Source organism: Duganella sacchari, assembly GCF_900143065.1.
Lineage (GTDB): Bacteria > Pseudomonadota > Gammaproteobacteria > Burkholderiales > Burkholderiaceae_D > Rugamonas > Rugamonas sacchari.
In genome coordinates this window covers 271,993-289,602 of sequence record NZ_FRCX01000005.1, presented here as the reverse complement: position 1 = coordinate 289,602, position 17,610 = coordinate 271,993, and the positions used below count along the sequence as shown (strand labels likewise).

Here is a 17,610-nt window from a genome sequence, read left to right as displayed (position 1 = left end):
GGAACGAGAAATGAACACGAAAGAACAACTGGCGCAGTGGATCGATGCACACTTTGACGAAGAAGTTGGCGTGCTGCAGCAGCTGCTGCGCGTACCGACCGATACGCCGCCGGGGAATAATGCGCCGCATGCGGACATGGTGGCGGATCTGGTCAAGACCTATGGCTGGACGGCGGAAAAGCATGCCGTGCCTGAGCAGACCGTGCGCGATTACGGCATGGAGACCATCACCAATCTGATCGTGCGCCGCCCTTATGCGGCGGGTGGACCGACCGTGGCGCTGAACGCGCATGGCGACGTGGTGCCGCCGGGCGACAACTGGACCTATCCGCCATATGGTGGCGTGGTGGCCGATGGTTATATCTATGGCCGTGCGGCGGCGGTGTCCAAGTGCGACTTTGCGACCTACATCTTTGCCACGCGCGCGCTGGAGGCTCTGGGTGTGCCGCTCAAGGGCGCGCTGGAGCTGCACTTCACGTACGACGAGGAATTCGGCGGCCTGCTGGGGCCGGGCTGGCTGCTTGAGCAAAAGCTGACCCGGCCGGATTATGTGATTGCGGCTGGCTTCAGCTACAACATCGTCACCGCGCACAACGCCTGTCTGCAGCTGGAGATCTCGGTACACGGCAAGTCTGGCCACGGCGCGATGCCGGAGACGGGCCACGATGCGCTGCAGGCGGCGACGCGGATACTGAATGCGATCTACGGCCAGCTGCCGGAACTCAAAAAGATCAAATCGAACATCGCCGGCATCGATTCGCCGACCATGCTGGTGGGCCGTATCGACGGCGGCACCAACACCAACGTCGTGCCGGGCAAAGTGGTGCTGAAGATGGACCGCCGCATGATCCCGGAAGAAGATCCGGTGGAAGTGGAAGCGCAGGTGCGTGCGCTGATCGAGCATGCGGTGCAGGGTGTGCCGGGCATTACGCTGGAGATCCGGCGCCTGCTGCTGTCGCACGCACTGCGCGAACGTCCGGGCACGGAAAAGCTGGTGGCCAGCCTCCAGCAGAATGCACAAACCTTCATCGGCGAGACCATCCCGGCACAAGGTACGCCGCTGTATGCGGATGCGCGCCTGTACGGTGAGCATGGCATTCCGGCGGTGCTGTATGGCGCCGGCCCGCGCACGGTGCCGGAGTCGAATGCCAAGAAGGCCGATGAACGACTCAATCTGGAAGATCTGCGCAAGGCAACCAAGGTGGTAGCATGCACCTTGGTCGATTTCCTTGGAGCGTGAGATGTTTTCTAAAAAGTTAATGGCTGGCTGGGGCGATATGGACTTCAACAGCCATATGCGCAATACCGCTTTCCTCGACAAATCGGGCGATGTACGCATGCTGTTCCTGTCGGAGCATGGTTTTCCGATGAGTGAATTCATGCGGCTCAATATCGGCCCGGTGGTGATGAAGGACGAAATCGCCTACGTCAAGGAAGTGCTGCTGCTGGAAGAGATCACGGTGACCTTGTCGCTGGCCGGCCTGGCGGAAGACGGCAGCCGCTGGATACTGCGCTCCGACATCATCCGCCCGGACGGCAAGCTGGCCGCGCGCGTGAACAGTACCGGCGGTTGGCTGGACCTGGCCGCCCGCAAGCTGATTGCGCCACCGCCAGCACTGATGGCGACCTGGCAGAAGCTGGCCAGGACCGACGACTTCCAGGAACTGCCGTCAAGCCTCAAGTCGAAGTAAGGCTTGAGCGGCGCCGCTATTTGGCGCGCTGCAGCTCACGTTCCAGCTGCTGCGGCACACCTCGGGCGCGCAGGCGGTCCATGGCGGACTTCAAGGTGCGCGCCAGTTTCTCGTTGCCGGCGTTGACGACGATGTAGAGGTCCATCGCCTCCAGCGGTCCCTGCATGACCAGCGGCGGTATGCGCGCCTTGATGGCAGGGGTGATCGCGCCGGAGTCGAGCAGGCAGGCGTCATCGTGACCACGGATGACGACTTCCACGCAACTGACTGAATCCGGGACATCGTGTGGGCGCAGCGTCGCCGCCATGCTTTCCAGCCTTTTCTGATAAACGTAGACGCCGCGCCGGTAAGCTACCGAGCGTTGGTGCGCCGCCAGTTGTTCCCAGCTGGCGGCTGCGGGAGCATCCGCCCGCGTGAAGGCGTAGGTGCTGACGGTGATGACCGGGGTATCGACCAGGATGTTGCCACTCTGGCGCGCAAACCCGGGAACCCTGCCAATGTCGCCGTCCAGCGTACGGTTGGCCAGCATGGCTTGCGAGCGCCGCAAAGGCAGCTCGGTTATGGTGCAGCGGATCTGCGCCTCCTTGCAGATGGCTTGCATGTGGCGCTGAATGTAGATCATGCCCAGCGAGTCCTCGGGATAGCTGTTGGCGAAGCTGTACACGGGAGCGGCGCTGACAGCTGTGGAACAGGTCAGTACCAGTACTGCCATGGCGCGGCAGGAGCGGGCAAGCAAGGACGTCCTCCCGAAAAGAGTTTTGCTTATGTTAGCAGAGTGCCCACGGTTTTAAGCAGCGGAATGACGTATGATGCCGGTTGGATTACAACCTGTCTCCGCCCGTGCATCGATACGATTTAATCAGTTGCCACGATTGCGGCGTGCTGCATCAACGCCGTCCGGTACGCCCGCGCGAAAAAGCGCGATGCGTGCGCTGCCGCTCGGTCCTTTACCGCGGCATCCATTCGGACGCCAGCCGCATGGCGGCCATCACCATGGGCGCGGTGTTTACCTTCCTGATCGCGCAGTTTTTCCCTATCGTCCAGCTGGAAGTAGGCGGCTACAGCACCAGCGCCACGCTGCTGGGCGCCATCCGCGTACTGTGGACGGAGCAGATGCAGCTGGTCGCGGCCATCGTCTTCCTGTTCACCATCCTGCTGCCGGCAGTGGAACTGGGGGCGTTGCTGTATGTGACGCTGTCATTGCGAAACGGCGTGCGGCCGCCGGGTTTCGATCACCTGCTGCGGGCCGTGGGGCTGGCCAGGCGCTGGGGCATGACGGAAGTGCTGATGATCGGCATACTCATCACCATCATCAAGATGACCAGTCTGGCCGAGGTAGTGGTGCAGCCAGGCCTGTTCGCCTTTGGCGTGTTGACGCTGATGCTGGCGATCGTGGTGTCTTTCGATCCTAAAATCTTGTGGAATATCGGCGAGCATTTGCCGGGGCCGCGCCGGGTGGCGCAGAAGAAGTTTCACTATGCGGCGCTGGCAAAGGGTGCGCCGCTGCTGGCCTGCCATAGCTGCGGGCTGGTCGAGTCGCTGAAATACACGGTGCGGCACCAGTACTGCGCGCGCTGCGGCGCGCGCCTGCATCGCCGTCACCCGGATAGCGTAGGGCGCACCTGGGCGTTTCTGCTGGCGGCGGCGATCCTGTACATTCCGGCCAACCTGCTACCCGTGATGTACACGCACTCCCTGTTTGGCAAGGAGGACGACACCATCATCAGCGGTGTTGTATTTTTCTGGACCAGCGGTTCGCCAGGCCTGGCGGCGATTATCTTCGTAGCCAGTATTGTGGTGCCGGTATTGAAGCTGGCGGCGCTGGCACTGCTGGCGTGGACAGCGCAGCGGCGCTCACGCTGGCGGCCGATGCAGCGCACGGTGCTGTATCGCATCGTGGAGTTTGTCGGCCGCTGGTCGATGCTGGATATTTTCGTCATTACGCTGACGGTGGCGCTGGTGCGCTTCCAGTCGCTGGCGGTGATCACGGCCGGTCCTGGTGCGCTGGCGTTTTGCGCGGTGGTGGTGCTGACCATGATCGCGTCTATGCAGTTCGATCCTCGCCTGATCTGGGATCCTATCGATACACATGGAGAGAAGCATGTCTGAAAACGAGAGCGGTACTCCGCCCTTGCCCGAGCCGGATGTGGAGAAGGCCAATCGCTGGCTGCCGTCGCTGGTCTGGCTGATTCCTTTGCTGGCGGCCTTGATCGGTCTGACGCTGGTGGTCAAGATGGTGCTGGATCAGGGACCGACGGTGATCGTCAGCTTCCGCAGTGCGGACGGGCTGGAGCCGGGCAAGACCAAGGTCAAATACAAGGATGTGGACATCGGCCTGGTGCGGTCGATTTCGCTGGCGCACGATTTGTCGAATGTGCTGGTCACCATCGATATGAGCAAGGAGGCCAAGCGCTTCATCGCGGCCGATACGCGCTTCTGGGTGGTCAAGCCGCGTATTGGCGCCAGTGGCGTGTCGGGCCTGAATACGCTGCTGTCGGGTTCCTATATTGGCGTTGATGCGGGCAAGTCGGAGGAAACAAAGACCCAATTCGTCGGGCTGGAAAAGCCGCCGCAAGTGAGCCGCGATGAGAAGGGCACCATGTACACGCTGCATGGCGATACGCTGGGCTCCATCGACGTCGGATCACCGATCTTCTACCGTCGGATACAGGTAGGGCAGGTGACGGGCTTTGATCTGGATGAGAAGGGGCGCGGCGTGCAGATGTCGGTGTTTGTCAGCGCGCCGTACGACCAGTATGTCGGGAAAAATACGCGCTGGTGGCATGCCAGTGGTGTGGATGTACGTCTGGATTCAAATGGCTTCAAGGTCAATACCCAATCGCTGGCGGCGCTGCTGGTGGGCGGGATTGCGTTCGAGTCGGTTAGCGGGCAGAAGCCAGCCACTGTGGCGCCGGCCGGCAGCGAGTTTGCGCTGGCGGCGGATCAGGCCAGTGCGCTGCGCGAGCCGGATGGCGTGCCAATTACCACGGTGCTGTATTTCGACCAGTCCTTGCGCGGTTTGTCGCCGGGCGCCCCGGTGGACTTCCGCGGCATTGTGATGGGCGAGGTGCGTTCGGTGGGCGTGGAGTTTGATCCGGTGAAGAAGAACTTCCGCATGCCGGTGACGGTGGACATGTATCCAGCACGGCTGGGCCACAGTTTTGCGCAGACCATCGCCAGTGACCACGAACGCAATGCCGGGCCGCTGGTGCTGGAGCGTCTGGTGGCGCGCGGCTTGCGCGGGCAGCTGCGCACGGGGAATCTGCTGACCGGCCAGCTGTATGTGGCGCTGGACTTCTTCCCGAATGCGGCGCCAGCCAAGCTGGATCTGACACAGGAGGTGGTGGAAGTGCCCACGGTGCCAAACAGCCTGGATGAGTTGCAGACGCAGATTTCGAGCATCGCACGCAAGCTGGATAAGGTGCCGTTTGAAGACATCGGCAAAAATCTGCGCGATACCTTGAAGAGCGCGAATATTCTGTTCAAGCAGCTCGATGCGCAGGTGGTGCCGGAGATGAAAGACACCCTGGGCGCGGCGCGCAAGACGTTTAGCGAGGCGGATCAGCTCCTGCAGAAGGATTCACCGGTGCAGTCGGATCTGCGCGAAGCCTTGCAGCAGTTGACGCAGACCTTGCAGTCATTGAATGCGCTGTCGGATTATCTGGAGCGGCATCCGGAATCGCTGATACGCGGGAAGCAGGATAAACGGGAGGAGCGGAAATGATGCGTGCATGCGTTGCGGCTGCTGTGGTGATGCTGGCCGGTTGCGCCAGCGCGCCGCCGGAGCATTTTTATAGTCTCAGTAGCGGCATGGGCGTGGTGCAGGCACCCGCTGTCCGCGCGGCTTATTACATCGAGCTGCCTGCAGTGACGGTGCCGCAGCAGGTGGCGCGCAATCAGCTGGTGGTGACGACGGGGACTGGCCGCGTCGATTTGCTGGAGCTGGAGCGCTGGGCGTCGTTACCAGCGTCGGAGATAGGCCAGGCCCTATCGCTGACGATTTCGGGCGAGCTGGGAACGATCGATGTCTTCCGCTCCCCGGTACCGGACAAGGCGCCGGTCTACCGTATCAGCACCAATGTGCAGCGTTTTGAATCTGCGCCGGGACAGTACGCGCTGATTGATGCCGTTTGGAGCGTGCGCCTGGTGGGCAGCACGCAGGTGCTGACTTGCCGCAGCGTGGCGCAGGAGACGGTTGGCGCGGGCTACGATGAACTGGTGGCCGGCCATCGGCGCGCTGTTGCGCGCATCGGCGGGGATATCTCCAGGGCCGTAAAGGCACTGGCTGCCGGCGCCAACTCAGGTTGCTGACGCAGCGTCGGCGCGGATCAGCCAGCAGGCGGCGGTGAAGCGGACTTCATCGCCATGCACAAATGGCGCAAAGGCTGCACGTACGGCCGTGATGATTTGCTGGCGTGTTGATTCGTCCAGCTGATCCAGCACGCGGCCCAGTTGGCCCATGCGCGTAAAGTAGTCTTGCAGGTGCTGCTCCGGCATCGTCAACAGCAGATCGATGGCACGTATCTCGATGTGCTGCCAGCCGCTTTGTTCCAGTATGGTCTGTACGCGCTGACCGTCGGCAAACCCGAACTGTCCGGGCGCGCTGGCGGCGCGTGCTGGCGCTGGCGGCAGGAAGGGCGCGGCAGCCTGCTCGGCCATCGTCATGAAGGGATTCTCGGCGGGGCTGCGCCATGCGGCAAGCCGCAGTTTCGCCTGCGCGGTTGCCGCCGTGCGCAGGTTGCGGAATGCGCTTACCGGGTCTTCAAAGAACATGACGCCGAAGCGCGACATCAGGACATCGTAGCTGGCCGGCGTGAATGCGTGGGTCTGGGCGTCTGCGCATATGAAGCTGGCGTCGGCGTCAGCGTCAGCGTGTGTATTGGCGGTGGCAATCATCGTGGCGGAGATGTCGATGCCGGTCACGTGACCATGTCCACGCAGGCGCTGCGACAGGGCCAGCGTGGCCGCGCCGGTGCCGCAGCCAATGTCGAGAACATCGGTGGGCGCGCAGGCGCAGACTTCTTCCAGCAGTAGCGCGGTGACCGGCTGGAACAGGTGGTCCAGCACGTCCTTTTTATCTACCCACGCGCGGCCGGCAATGCCGTTCCACAAGGTAGCTTGTTCCTGATTGGTGTCCATAGTGTTCTCTCGCTTGATTTGGGAAAGCAGAGATGGCATTGTTCCACTTGAAGTCAACTTCAAGTCAAGCGAATTATGACACTGGATATTTCTGAAGTCGCCAGCCGTTCCGGCCTGGCCAGTTCCGCCTTGCGGTATTACGAAACCAAAGGCTTGATCGCATCGAGTGGACGGCACGGCTTGCGGCGCCTGTACGATCCATCTGTGCTGGAGCGGCTGGCATTGATACGCCTGGGACGCGCAGCGGGATTTTCGCTCGACGAAATCGCCAGCATGTTTGGTGCGGACGGAGCGCCACAGATCGACCGTGCGCTGCTTGCCGCCAAGGCGGATGAACTGGACCAGACCATCCGCAAACTCAGCGCCATGCGCGATGGCTTGCGGCACGCGTCCGTCTGCCCCGCGCCCAGCCACATGGAATGCCGCAAATTCCGGCGTCTGGTGAATGCGGTCAAATGACGGGCTGGTTGGGTTGTTTAACTTGGATCAAAGTTGTTGTACTTGCTCACACCGAAGTGTGAGCATATAGTGAAAATTTCCTTTTACTAGCGAGGCACCTATGCCTACCAACACGCAAATGATTTCCGAGGGAAAAGGCCTCGATATCAGTGCGCCTGTGGAGAGTAAGCCGGTCTCATGGGAGGAGTTTTTCCGTGAAGATGCGTCAAAGGTTGTTCCTGATGACTTCATGACTGATGCTGACCGCCGGCAAGGACAGCAGCATCGCGATCCATTTCAAAACATCAAACCATGACTACTTACTTGCTCGATACGAGCATCGCAAGTCATATTATTCGAGGTGATCGCCCTCGAGTCGCGCAGCGTCTGCTCAGTGTCTCCGACAGTGGCATTGTTATTTCCGTTATCACAGAGGCTGAGTTACGTTACGGAGTAGTTAAGCGCGGCGGGCCAGCCGGGCTCAAGAGGCGTGTCGAGAACTTTTTAATGCTTGTTGCCGTTTTGCCGTGGACGCGAGATGTAGCGATTGCATATGCTTCTATGCGTGTTAAGCGTGAGCTGGCTGGAGCAGCGCTTGCTTCGCTGGATCTCCTGATAGCAGCACATGCTTATGCTGTAGGCGCAACACTTGTTAGCTGTGACCGGGCCTTTGGCGTGTATCCTGCTGGCCTGATGTTGGAAGATTGGACCCAGGATTAACCCGATATCAGCTTATCGCCATGGCGGCGAGGATTTGTTCGCGCAGCCAGAGGTTGGCGGGGTCGTTGTCGACGCTGGTGTGCCAGTAGAGGTAGATGTCGAGTGCGGGCATGTCGAGCGGGAAGGGCAGTAGCTGGTTGTTGAATTGCTGGTTGACGATGCGTGCCAGGCCCTCTGGCATGGTTAAAGCCAGATCGGTTTCGGCGACCACGCGGCACGCGGCAAAGTAGTGCTGGCAGCGCAGACGGATGCGGCGTTGCAGTCCTTGCCGGCTCAGTTCCACATCTTCCAGTCCCGGCCCGCGGCGGCGGGAGCTGGTCTGGATATGCTCCAGCTGCAGATAGGTGTCCAGCGTCAGCGCACGCCGCTTTACCAGCGGATGGCCGCGCCTTACCAGTACCACGGTTTTGTCGCCCGCCAGCTGGGTGCGGCGGATGTCGTTCGACAGCGGCAGCAGGATGTCGATGGCGGCGTCCAGCGTACCGGCTGCGAGTTCGCTTTCCAGTTCGCGGCGGCTGACCTGCAGTGTGTTCAACGTCACTGCTGGCGCTTCGCGCGCGACGCCGGCCATCAGGGGCGGCAGCACGCTGGCTTCCAGCACATCGCGCAGCGCCAGTGAGAAACTGCGCTCGCTGCTGGCGGCGTCAAAGCGCGCGGCGCCATTCAGCGTCACTTCAAATCCACGCAGGGAGCGCCGTACCGGTTCGATGATGGAGCGCGCCAGCGGCGTCGGCGTCATCACGTGGCCCTGGCGTTCAAATAACGGATCGTCAAACAGTTGCCGTAACCGGTTCAGCGCGTGGCTGATGGCAGGCTGGGTCAGGCTCATTTTCAGGCTGGCGCGGGTGATGCTGCCTTCGGCGTAGATGGCTTCGAAGACGATGAACAGGTTCAGATCCACTTTTGATATATGCATGAAATTTATCCTGTGCAATGAATACTATTCATTTGATGAATTATAGGCCAGCCGGTAAGCTAGTGCTTCACAGAGGATGCGATATGGGACAAATTTATCTGGTGCGCCACGGGCAGGCGTCGTTTGGCGCGGCCAACTACGACCAGCTGTCGGAGCTGGGCTATGAGCAGGCGCGCCTGCTGGGGCAGTGGTATGCCAACAGCCATCAGGCGTTTCACAGAGTGGTCACGGGCGGCATGGTGCGGCACCGTCAGACCGCTGATACCTGCATGGCCGAGCTGCCCAAACCGGCACTGGCCGACACCGAGTGGGTCACGGACGGTGACTTTGCCGAATTCGATCACCACGAAGTACTGCTGCGGCACTGCCCGGAGTTTGGCGATGCGGCGGCGTTCAAGGCGCTGATGGCCAGCCATGTCGATCCATCGCGCGCGCTGGAACATCTGTTCCGCGCCGCCATGCAGCGCTGGATGGGCGGCTGGCATGACGATGAATACACCGAGACCTGGCCGGACTTCCGCCGCCGCTGCGTGCGTGCACTGGAGCGGCTGGATACGCCGGGCAGCAAACAGACCACGATCGTGTTCACCTCCGGCGGGGTGATCTCGACGCTGATGCAGCACCTGCTTGGCCTGCAGGATTTTCAGGTGATGGAGCTGAACTGGACGCTGGCCAATTGTGGCGTCACCAGGCTGCTGCACCGCCCCGGCCAGTTCACGCTGAGCTATCTGAATAATTATTCGCACCTGGAGTGGCTGGGCCAGCCAGGTACGGTCACCTACCGTTAAGGAGTTACCATGAATTTCGATTACAGCCCGAAGGTAAAGGAACTGCAGGCCAGGCTCACGGCCTTCATGGACGAGCATATCTATCCGAACGAGGCGGCATTCCACGCCGAGGTGGATGCCAACCGCGCCGCAGGCAACGCCTGGGTGGCGACCAGGATCATGGAAGAGCTCAAGCGCAAGGCGCGCGCGGTCGGGCTGTGGAATCTGTTCCTGCCGGAGTCGGAACTGGGCGCTGGCCTGACCAATCTGGAATATGCGCCGCTGTGCGAAATTATGGGCCGCGTGCACTGGGCGCCGGAGGTATTCAACTGCTCGGCGCCGGACACCGGCAATATGGAGGTGCTGGCGCGCTATGGCACGCCGGCGCAGCAGCAGCAGTGGCTGGAGCCCTTGCTGGATGGCCGCATCCGTTCCTGCTTCGGCATGACCGAGCCGGCGGTGGCGTCGTCCGATGCGACCAATATCGAAAGCTCCATCGTGCGCGATGGCGACGAATATGTCATCAATGGCCGCAAGTGGTGGTCGTCCGGCGCCAATGATCCGCGCTGCGCCGTGTTTATCTTCATGGGCAAGAGCGATCCGCACAACGAGAGCCGCCACAAGCAGCAGTCGATGATACTGGTGCCGCGCGATACGCCGGGCGTGACCATCCTGCGCCATCTGCCGGTGTTTGGTTTTGACGACGCGCCGCACGGCCACGCGGAAGTGGTGTTCGAGAACGTGCGCGTACCAGAGGCTAACCTGATCCTCGGCGAAGGCCGCGGCTTTGAAATCGCCCAGGGCCGGCTGGGACCTGGCCGCATCCACCACTGCATGCGCCTGATCGGCCTGGCCGAGCGCGCGCTGGAGCAGATGTGCAGGCGCAGCCTGGCGCGCGTGGCCTTCGGCAAGCCGGTAGCGCAGCAGGGCGTGACGCTGGAACGCATTGCCGAGTCGCGCATCCTGATCGATCAGGCGCGCTTCCTGGTGCTCAATGCGGCCTCTATGATGGACACGGTCGGTAACAAGGTGGCCGCCAAGGAAATCGCCATGATCAAAGTGGCGGCGCCCACCATGGCCTGCAAGGTGATCGACTGGGCGATCCAGGTGCAGGGCGGTGGCGGCATGGCTGATCCTTTCCTGGCCCACGCCTATGCCAGCGCGCGTTCGCTGCGTCTGGCCGACGGTCCCGATGAGGTGCACCGTTCGCAGATCGGCAAGATGGAACTGGCCCGCTACAAATGACGGCGGCGGGGACGCGAATGTTAGAATCGCGGCATGAACGACACCCCGGCGAATAAACCAGCAACCATCACGCCAGCGCCGCGCCGCAGCCGGCGCAAGAGTGGCGGCATCACACTGCGCGACGTGGCGGCTTTGGCCGGCGTCGCGCCCATCACGGCCTCGCGCGCGCTGAATACACCCAGTGCGGTGTCCGAACATATTTTGCAGCGCGTGAAAGAGGCCGTCGAGAAGACTGGCTATGTGCCGAACATGCTGGCCGGCGGCCTGGCTTCGCGCAAGAGCCGTCTGGTGGCTGCGGTGATTCCCACCATCTCCGGCAACGTCTTCCTGGAAGTGGTGCAGTCGCTGACGGCGACGCTGGCCGGCTACGGTTATCAACTGATGCTCGGCCAGTCCGGCTATGAAGATTCGCGCGAAGACGAACTGCTGGAAGCCATCATCGGCCGCCGTCCGGACGGCGTGGTACTGACCGGGATCATGCGCTCGGCCCAGGGCCGCCAGCGCCTTCTCAACAGTGGCATCCCGGTGGTGGAGACCTGGGACCTGACCGACAATCCCATCGACATGCTGATCGGCTTCTCGCACGAAAAAGTGGGTGAGGCCGTGGCGCAGTATCTGCACCGGCGCGGCAGGCGCCGGGTGGCGACGCTGAGTGCCAACGACCAGCGCGCGCAGCGCCGCATGAAAGCGTTCTCCGATACTGCCGTGGCGTTGGGCATGGCGCTGCCGGGTGAGGCCACGGTACCGGGCGCGATGGTGCCGGCGCCCACCAATGTCGGCATGGGACGCGGCGGCCTGCGCGAACTGCTGGCGCGCCATCCGGACATCGATGCGCTGTTCTGCAGCTCGGACACGGTGGCGCTGGGCGTGCTGACCGAAGCGCAGGCGCAAGGCATTCGCGTGCCCGAACAACTGGCGGTGGTGGGGATGGGCGACCTGAGTTTTGCCGCCGACCTGTATCCGTCCCTGACCACGGTACGCATCGACGGCGCCCGCATCGGCGCGCTGGCCGCCAGATTCATCGTCGAGCGTTCGCAGGAACGTGAAGTACGCGACGGCATTGTCGACATCGGCTTTTCTATTGTCGAAAGAGAAAGTGCCTGAATGCCAGTTAATCGTTTTCCGCAAGGCCTGTTGCGCGCCTATTACAAACGTATTGACTTCGCCGGGGTGCTGCATTAACCTTTGTCATCGTACAACTGGTACCGGTACCTCTAAGAAGTTAAACGATTAACTAAAAGGGACAACAGTGTTGGATAACAATTACAAGCAGGAGACGAGCATGAAAAAAACCATCAACCTGACGCCGATGGCGTCGGCTCTTGCGCTGGCCGTACTGGCCATGAATGCCCAGGCGCAGCAGGAAGAATCGAACACCAAACCCGGCACACTGGAAACCGTGGTGGTGACCGCCAATAAGCGCGTGGAAAAGCTGGAAAACGTGCCGATGGCCATTTCCGTGATGAGCGAGCAGGAAATCCAGCGCACCAATATCCGCGAGATCGAAGACGTGGTAGCGATGATGCCGTCGCTGACGCTGAACTCCGGCACCACGGCCGCCAACAACGCCATCTTCATGCGCGGTATCGGCACCGTCTCGGTAGGCATCGGCGTGGAGTCGGACGTCGCGGTCATCATCGATGATATTCCGATCGCCACCCAGTTCCAGGCCTTCAAGGACCTGGCTGACGTGGCGCGCATCGAGGTGCTGAAAGGCCCGCAATCGACGCTGTTCGGCAAATCGGCGGTGGCGGGTGCGGTCAACATCGTGACCAAGCAGATCTCCGGCCCGATGGTGTACCGTGCCAGCACCTACCTGACCAATGACCAGGAATGGCGCGTCAATGCTTCGGCCGGCGGCCAGCTTGACGAGCACTTCGCCATGCGCCTGTACGCCGGCAAGACGCGCATGCCGGGCAACTTCCACAATTTGACCGATGGCAAGGACGTCAACGGCTCGGGCGGCAAGACCTTCATGGCCAAGCTGCAGTGGAATCCGATTGAAAACGTGCAGGTTGACCTGACGCCGCGCTACAACTACCAGGACAATTCGCGCGGCGTGACTGCCGTCAATGGCTTCGTGCTGCGGACGGGATCGGCGGCGGCCGGCAATGTGGTGTCGACGCCGATCGGCCTGGATGGCGTCTATTTGAACGGCAATCCACTGCTGCCGGCCAGCACGGTGCTGAAGGGGATTAATGTCAACGATCCGGGCAACCGCAATGTGCGCCGCGATTTTCCGACCGGCCTGATTTCCAGCGACCGTGGCGTCGGCCTGAAGGTATCGTGGACGCTGCCGAACGATGCGACGCTGATGTCGATTACCTCGTGGAGCAAATACCTGGCCAACGACTTCCGCGACCAGGACTTTACCGACGTGCCGACCATCGCGGCAGCTGGCCAGACCGTGCCGACCATCGGCAATTACCAGTTCGGCACCTACGATATCCGCTCGAAGACGCAGGAGATCCGCTACGTCTCGCCAGACACCGGCACCTTCAAATACCTGGCCGGTTTGTGGGCCGCGCATAACGAGATTTACCGTCACTTCATCCGCGGCTACTGCGTGGCGCCGACCGCGTGCAACGCCAATTCGCCATCCAGCCCGACCAACTACTACACCGACATCTACAACACCAACAAGTCGATCTTCGGCCAGGCGTCGTGGGAGTTCATGCCGACGTGGACGCTGACGGCGGGCATGCGCCTGAACGAAGAAATCTCGGGCTATCACTACAAGCGTAACTATTACACCGACCAGCTGGACGAAGCCTCGTTCAAGCCAGGTCCGGTGGGCGTCGACCAGTTCCAGAGCACCGGCAATACCGACCGCGCCACCACCGGCAAGGTCAGTATCCAGAAGCAGATCACGCCAGACTGGATGGTCTACACCCAGGCATCGACCGGCTACAAGGGCGAAGCGTATGACGTGACCTCGGGCCTGAAGGCGGTAGCGGCCTTCCCGGTCAAGCCGGAAACCAGCCAGAGCTTCGAGATCGGCACCAAGGCCAATCTGTTCAACAGCCGCCTGTCGGTCGCGGCGACCTACTTCAATTCGGACTTCTTCAACTACCAGCAGAACGTGACCTATGTGCTGCCGAATGATCCGACCATTTACAGCCAGCTCAATTCCATTCCGCACATTGCCACGCATGGCTTTGAACTGGATGTGAATGCGCTGCTGGCCCGGGACCTGACGATGAATGCGGCGCTGGCCTTCACGCTGCCCACCATCGAGAAGTGGGCCAATGGTCCGTGCTACGGCGATTCCACCAACGTCCCGGTGAACGGCACCAAGCTGGCCGCCAACGGTTCGATCGCCGGCCAGAACTCGGCCTGCTTCCCGATCGCGCCAGGTTCCACGACCGGTGTGCAGAATCTGGACAACTCGGTGTTCCCGGGTACGCCCAAGATCAAGCTGAATATCGGCGCCAACTACGAATTCCTGATTCCGTCGATGCCGTTCAAAGGCTTCGTCAACGCCAATGTGCGCTATCAGGGTGAGTATTACACCAACATTAACAATGATCCCAATTCGAAAAATGCCGGCTATGCGATCACGGATCTGGGCTTTGGTGTGCGCGCGCCGGATGACAAGTACAAGCTGAGCTTCCGCGTGAACAATCTGTTTGACCGCTTCTACATTCCGAATGCGAACGCCAGCGGCCCATCGTCGTTCCGTGCCGGTCCTACCGCCACGTCGCCGCAGGTCTCGGCCAGCAGCTGGGTGCCGCCGCGCGACGTGTTCCGCTACTTCAGCGTCAAGCTGGATGTGAAATTCTAAGCAAGGTTCGGGGTCAGTGCCGACATTCGGACAAAAATGTCCGAATGTCGGCACTGACCCCGAACTGGGTTATTTGTTTTGTGAATCTCTGGCATCAGAAAGATAAATTGGCTTAATGGCTGGTGATGCCTCATCATTCATCTGTCTCCTCTATCTCCTCCAAGGAAATAGATTTAGCCCGCTCACGTAGCGGGCTTTTTTTTATCTTCAGCCATTGCGGACCACTGGCAGCCAGAGCGTGAACAGGGTGCCGGCGGCGCTTGATTGCCAGCGCACGTGGCCGTCGACCGAGGCGGCGCGGCGTTGCTGGTTTTGCAGGCCGCGGCCGCTGCCGTGGCTCAGCGCCTGGGATACATCGAAGCCGCCACCGTTGTCGGCGATGTGGACCTGGACGCCATCGGCGCTGGCGGTGGTGCCGACGCGGATCTCCGTGGCGCGTGTGTGGCGCAGGATGTTGGCAATGCTTTCTTGCACAATACGCAGAATATGCAGCGCGCTGGAGGGATTCAGCCAGGCCAGCGTCGGCAGCTCGCGCACTTCCCACAGTAGCGTGACACCCGTGCCTTCCAGGCGCGGCTCCAGGCGGAAGCGCAGGGTCGCCAGCAATAGCAGCAGGTCGGCCTCCACCGGTTCCATTGAATCGATGGTGAGTTTGAGGTCATCCAGACAATCTTTCAGGATTTGCGATACGCGTTCATCGCTCATATTGCCGCGCTCCACCGAACGGATCGCGCTGATCAGCGAAGAACCCAGGCCGTCGTGCATGTCCTGCATCAGGCGCTGGCGCTCGTCGCTGATGGTTTGCCGCAGTTCGATCTCGCGCAGGCGGCGGTGGCTGGCCTCCAGTTCGGCCTCGCGCTTGGCCAGCCGCTGCGCCAGGCTGGCGTTGACGCGCTCGACCTCGGCAATCGCGTCCACATAGCGCCGGTACATCAGAACGCCAAAGGTGACAAAGCATACGGCCGGCGCGTAGGCGCCCAGATACCAGCCTTCCGCGCTGATGACGTTGTTCTGCAGCAGCCAGTCCGTGCTGCCCATGGCCGTGCAGGCGAACAGGCCATACACCACCAGCCGCCCCTCGGCCGAGTGGCGCCATGCCGAGATGCCGCCCACCAGGCAGGCCATCACGCTCATGAGCGCCGCGACCGGATATACCAGCGGCGTCACCGTGGGCATATTGGGCAGCACCGCCAGCACGGGCATGGTCAGCGCGCCGATCACCAGCGTCACCGCGACCAGCGCGCGCGTGAGCCAGCGCAGCGGGCGCTGGTGCAACTGGCACAGGAAGAAGTGCACGGCCAGCACCAGCCAGAACAGCGAGTTCACCGTGAGCCAGGCAAACCAGTCGTTTTCCACGCGCAGATCGACGTAGAAATGCAGGCCGCGCAAAAATGCCGTGGCCGATAAATTGAAGAACAGCAGGTACGCAATCTCATGCTGGCGGCGCAGCCAGACGAAGGCGGCAAACACGCCCACCGCCATGAAGGCGGCGCTGAGCATGCCCGGCAACTGCTGCTGCAGCCACATGCGCAGATGGTAGGCGGGGCGCAGCACGTCGGCTGGCCCCAGTCGCAGCGATGATACCGCCGTCTGCGAGGCGCTGCTGTGCTCCAGCCGCAGCAGGATTTCGCGTACCGGCGGGCTGCCGGGGCTGTTGTCCAGCGTGAACCACAACGGCGTGCGCGTGCTGTTCCACGATGGCCCGTTTTGCTGCGCCTGGTGCGTGAGCTGGCCGTTGATGTAGACGGCGATCGTGCCGTCGGTCTTGACGCGCACGCCGTACAGCGCCAGATGACGCACCTGCAAAGGCATGCCATCGACCGTCACCCTGAGCCAGCTGGTGCGTACCGCCTGCGGCGCGGCGCCGCTGGCGCCGGCGCGTGCCTGGCGCAGCAGCGCAATCGGCGGATTGAACGGCAGCGCTACTTGCTGCCAGGCCGCCGGCAAGGTGGTGCTATCGACACGCGCGGGCGGCGGCGCATAGTCCGGCGCGACGGTTTCCTGCCAGCTGGCCTGGGTCAGGCGCAGGCTCGGGCCGAGGCGGCTGTCGCTGTTCAGGTAGAGCGAGGCGGCGGCGATCAGTACCGCCACCGAAAAGCACAGCAGCAAGCTGCCCAGCAGCCGTGAGGAACGCTCCATCAGGGCAGCAACCCCTGGGTGCGCGCTTCGAAGATGGCTTCGGCCTTGGACGAGACTTTGAGCTTGCTGTAGATACGGCGCACAAAAGTCCGCACGGTGAAATGCGACAGCTGCATCAGACCGGCAATTTCGTGCACGGTAAATCCCTTGGTGATGTAGTCCAGCACTTCCTTCTCGCGCTGGGACAGCAGCGGTGGCGCATCGTCGCTGGCCACGCTGGTGGCGGCCGCTGTGGTGGGCGTGTTGCGGAAACGTGCCAGCACCTGGCGCGCGATGATGGGGCTGATCGGACTGCCGCCGCTGGCCAGGCTGCGGATCTCGTCGGTCATCCGGGAGGGCGAGCTATCCTTGAGCAGGTAGCCGGCCGCACCGGCCTCGATCGAGCGCATCACATGCGTCTCGTCGCCGAAATTGGTGCTGACCATGATGCTGCATTGCGGCCACTGCGCCGCCGCCGCGCGGATCACGGCAATGCCCGACCCGTCGGGCAGGCCGAGGTCAACCAGCAGCACATCGGCCGGCGTGGCCGACAGCAGCGCCAGCCCTTCGGCCTGCGTGGCGGCGCATCCGGCCAGCTGCATGTCGGGCGAACCCTGTATCACCAGGCGCAGGGCGCTGCTGAAATCGGGGTCGTCTTCAACGATGGCGACGCGGATCGGGCGGATATCGGAGTGTTCGGTGTGCTTCATGACGGCCATTTTACGCCGAGGCGGACGCCGGCTACGGCCGTGTAGCACATTCGTGCTACATACAGGTCAAGGACGGCCCACC

The 17,610-nt window shown here is 62.0% G+C and carries 17 protein-coding genes; 12 read left to right on the top strand and 5 right to left on the bottom strand.

The window, feature by feature from the left end; all coding sequences use genetic code 11:
- Window positions 1–10: 10 nt before the first annotated feature.
- Both BUA36_RS12850 and BUA36_RS12845 read left to right on the top strand, forming a co-directional pair.
- Window positions 11–1,240 (top strand): M20/M25/M40 family metallo-hydrolase, encoded by a 1,230-nt coding sequence (locus BUA36_RS12850; RefSeq protein WP_072785062.1) that lies wholly within the window; start codon window positions 11–13, stop codon window positions 1,238–1,240.
- Window position 1,241: 1 nt separating this feature from the next.
- Window positions 1,242–1,691, top strand: a complete 450-nt coding sequence (locus BUA36_RS12845; RefSeq protein WP_072785059.1) for a thioesterase family protein — start codon at window positions 1,242–1,244, stop codon at window positions 1,689–1,691.
- A gap of 16 nt (window positions 1,692–1,707) precedes the next feature.
- On the opposite strand, the gene BUA36_RS12840 is transcribed toward BUA36_RS12845, so the two are convergent.
- Window positions 1,708–2,427, bottom strand: coding sequence for a substrate-binding periplasmic protein (locus tag BUA36_RS12840; protein ID WP_139260525.1), 720 nt, complete (start codon window positions 2,425–2,427; stop codon window positions 1,708–1,710).
- A gap of 104 nt (window positions 2,428–2,531) precedes the next feature.
- On the opposite strand from BUA36_RS12840, the gene BUA36_RS12835 reads away from it, so the two are divergent.
- The 3 genes from BUA36_RS12835 to BUA36_RS12825 are packed head-to-tail and all read left to right on the top strand — an operon-like array spanning window position 2,532 to window position 6,002.
- Complete coding sequence (locus BUA36_RS12835; protein ID WP_072785480.1) at window positions 2,532–3,800, top strand: paraquat-inducible protein A; 1,269 nt, start codon at window positions 2,532–2,534, stop codon at window positions 3,798–3,800.
- A complete protein-coding gene (locus tag BUA36_RS12830; RefSeq protein ID WP_072785055.1) occupies window positions 3,793–5,415 on the top strand; it encodes a PqiB family protein in 1,623 nt (540 codons plus the stop codon). Before BUA36_RS12835 ends, BUA36_RS12830 begins: the two co-directional genes overlap by 8 nt.
- Window positions 5,412–6,002: a PqiC family protein gene (locus BUA36_RS12825; RefSeq protein WP_072785053.1), complete on the top strand. Its 591-nt coding sequence runs from the start codon at window positions 5,412–5,414 to the stop codon at window positions 6,000–6,002. The genes BUA36_RS12830 and BUA36_RS12825 overlap by 4 nt, the downstream gene beginning before the upstream one ends.
- On the opposite strand, the gene BUA36_RS12820 is transcribed toward BUA36_RS12825, so the two are convergent.
- Window positions 5,991–6,830: a class I SAM-dependent methyltransferase gene (locus BUA36_RS12820; protein ID WP_072785050.1), complete on the bottom strand. Its 840-nt coding sequence runs from the start codon at window positions 6,828–6,830 to the stop codon at window positions 5,991–5,993. The two genes, BUA36_RS12825 and BUA36_RS12820, sit on opposite strands and share 12 nt — an antisense overlap.
- A 72-nt stretch (window positions 6,831–6,902) precedes the next feature.
- On the opposite strand from BUA36_RS12820, the gene BUA36_RS12815 reads away from it, so the two are divergent.
- The 3 genes from BUA36_RS12815 (at window position 6,903) to BUA36_RS12805 (ending at window position 7,988) form a co-directional block, all read left to right on the top strand.
- Window positions 6,903–7,289, top strand: coding sequence for a helix-turn-helix domain-containing protein (locus tag BUA36_RS12815; RefSeq protein ID WP_139260523.1), 387 nt, complete (start codon window positions 6,903–6,905; stop codon window positions 7,287–7,289).
- A gap of 100 nt (window positions 7,290–7,389) precedes the next feature.
- Window positions 7,390–7,584, top strand: coding sequence for a hypothetical protein (locus tag BUA36_RS12810; protein ID WP_072785046.1), 195 nt, complete (start codon window positions 7,390–7,392; stop codon window positions 7,582–7,584).
- On the top strand, window positions 7,581–7,988 hold the full coding sequence (locus BUA36_RS12805) for a type II toxin-antitoxin system VapC family toxin (RefSeq protein ID WP_072785044.1): 408 nt from the start codon (window positions 7,581–7,583) through the stop codon (window positions 7,986–7,988). The genes BUA36_RS12810 and BUA36_RS12805 overlap by 4 nt, the downstream gene beginning before the upstream one ends.
- A gap of 7 nt (window positions 7,989–7,995) precedes the next feature.
- On the opposite strand, the gene BUA36_RS12800 is transcribed toward BUA36_RS12805, so the two are convergent.
- A complete protein-coding gene (locus tag BUA36_RS12800) occupies window positions 7,996–8,904 on the bottom strand; it encodes a LysR family transcriptional regulator (RefSeq protein ID WP_072785042.1) in 909 nt (302 codons plus the stop codon).
- 83 nt (window positions 8,905–8,987) lie between these two features.
- Between BUA36_RS12800 and BUA36_RS12795 the strand changes: the two genes are divergently transcribed.
- The 4 genes from BUA36_RS12795 (at window position 8,988) to BUA36_RS12780 (ending at window position 14,700) form a co-directional block, all read left to right on the top strand.
- Window positions 8,988–9,692 (top strand): histidine phosphatase family protein, encoded by a 705-nt coding sequence (locus BUA36_RS12795; RefSeq protein ID WP_072785040.1) that lies wholly within the window; start codon window positions 8,988–8,990, stop codon window positions 9,690–9,692.
- A gap of 9 nt (window positions 9,693–9,701) precedes the next feature.
- Window positions 9,702–10,916 carry an acyl-CoA dehydrogenase family protein gene (locus tag BUA36_RS12790; RefSeq protein WP_072785038.1) on the top strand — a complete coding sequence of 405 codons (1,215 nt, stop codon included), beginning with the start codon at window positions 9,702–9,704 and terminating at the stop codon, window positions 10,914–10,916.
- 33 nt (window positions 10,917–10,949) lie between these two features.
- Window positions 10,950–12,020, top strand: a complete 1,071-nt coding sequence (locus BUA36_RS12785) for a LacI family DNA-binding transcriptional regulator (protein ID WP_072785036.1) — start codon at window positions 10,950–10,952, stop codon at window positions 12,018–12,020.
- A gap of 178 nt (window positions 12,021–12,198) precedes the next feature.
- Window positions 12,199–14,700 carry a TonB-dependent receptor gene (locus BUA36_RS12780; RefSeq protein WP_072785034.1) on the top strand — a complete coding sequence of 834 codons (2,502 nt, stop codon included), beginning with the start codon at window positions 12,199–12,201 and terminating at the stop codon, window positions 14,698–14,700.
- A gap of 207 nt (window positions 14,701–14,907) precedes the next feature.
- Here BUA36_RS12780 and BUA36_RS12775 read toward each other — a convergent pair whose 3' ends face one another.
- Both BUA36_RS12775 and BUA36_RS12770 read right to left on the bottom strand, forming a co-directional pair.
- Complete coding sequence (locus BUA36_RS12775) at window positions 14,908–16,839, bottom strand: sensor histidine kinase (protein WP_072785032.1); 1,932 nt, start codon at window positions 16,837–16,839, stop codon at window positions 14,908–14,910.
- Window positions 16,839–17,528, bottom strand: coding sequence for a response regulator transcription factor (locus BUA36_RS12770; protein WP_072785477.1), 690 nt, complete (start codon window positions 17,526–17,528; stop codon window positions 16,839–16,841). The genes BUA36_RS12775 and BUA36_RS12770 overlap by 1 nt, the downstream gene beginning before the upstream one ends.
- Between the last annotated feature and the right edge of the window lie 82 nt (window positions 17,529–17,610).

Excerpts from the sequence above, each read along its gene's own strand:
- BUA36_RS12850 (WP_072785062.1), top strand. The coding sequence starts at position 11 with ATGAACACGAAAGAACAACTGGCGCAGTGGATCGATGCACACTTTGAC.
- BUA36_RS12845 (WP_072785059.1), top strand. The coding sequence starts at position 1,242 with ATGTTTTCTAAAAAGTTAATGGCTGGCTGGGGCGATATGGACTTCAAC.
- BUA36_RS12830 (WP_072785055.1), top strand. The coding sequence starts at position 3,793 with ATGTCTGAAAACGAGAGCGGTACTCCGCCCTTGCCCGAGCCGGATGTG.
- BUA36_RS12825 (WP_072785053.1), top strand. The coding sequence starts at position 5,412 with ATGATGCGTGCATGCGTTGCGGCTGCTGTGGTGATGCTGGCCGGTTGC.
- BUA36_RS12820 (WP_072785050.1), bottom strand. The coding sequence starts at position 6,830 with ATGGACACCAATCAGGAACAAGCTACCTTGTGGAACGGCATTGCCGGC.
- BUA36_RS12810 (WP_072785046.1), top strand. The coding sequence starts at position 7,390 with ATGCCTACCAACACGCAAATGATTTCCGAGGGAAAAGGCCTCGATATC.
- BUA36_RS12805 (WP_072785044.1), top strand. The coding sequence starts at position 7,581 with ATGACTACTTACTTGCTCGATACGAGCATCGCAAGTCATATTATTCGA.
- BUA36_RS12800 (WP_072785042.1), bottom strand. The coding sequence starts at position 8,904 with ATGCATATATCAAAAGTGGATCTGAACCTGTTCATCGTCTTCGAAGCC.
- BUA36_RS12795 (WP_072785040.1), top strand. The coding sequence starts at position 8,988 with ATGGGACAAATTTATCTGGTGCGCCACGGGCAGGCGTCGTTTGGCGCG.
- BUA36_RS12790 (WP_072785038.1), top strand. The coding sequence starts at position 9,702 with ATGAATTTCGATTACAGCCCGAAGGTAAAGGAACTGCAGGCCAGGCTC.
- BUA36_RS12785 (WP_072785036.1), top strand. The coding sequence starts at position 10,950 with ATGAACGACACCCCGGCGAATAAACCAGCAACCATCACGCCAGCGCCG.
- BUA36_RS12780 (WP_072785034.1), top strand. The coding sequence starts at position 12,199 with ATGAAAAAAACCATCAACCTGACGCCGATGGCGTCGGCTCTTGCGCTG.
- BUA36_RS12775 (WP_072785032.1), bottom strand. The coding sequence starts at position 16,839 with ATGGAGCGTTCCTCACGGCTGCTGGGCAGCTTGCTGCTGTGCTTTTCG.
- BUA36_RS12770 (WP_072785477.1), bottom strand. The coding sequence starts at position 17,528 with ATGAAGCACACCGAACACTCCGATATCCGCCCGATCCGCGTCGCCATC.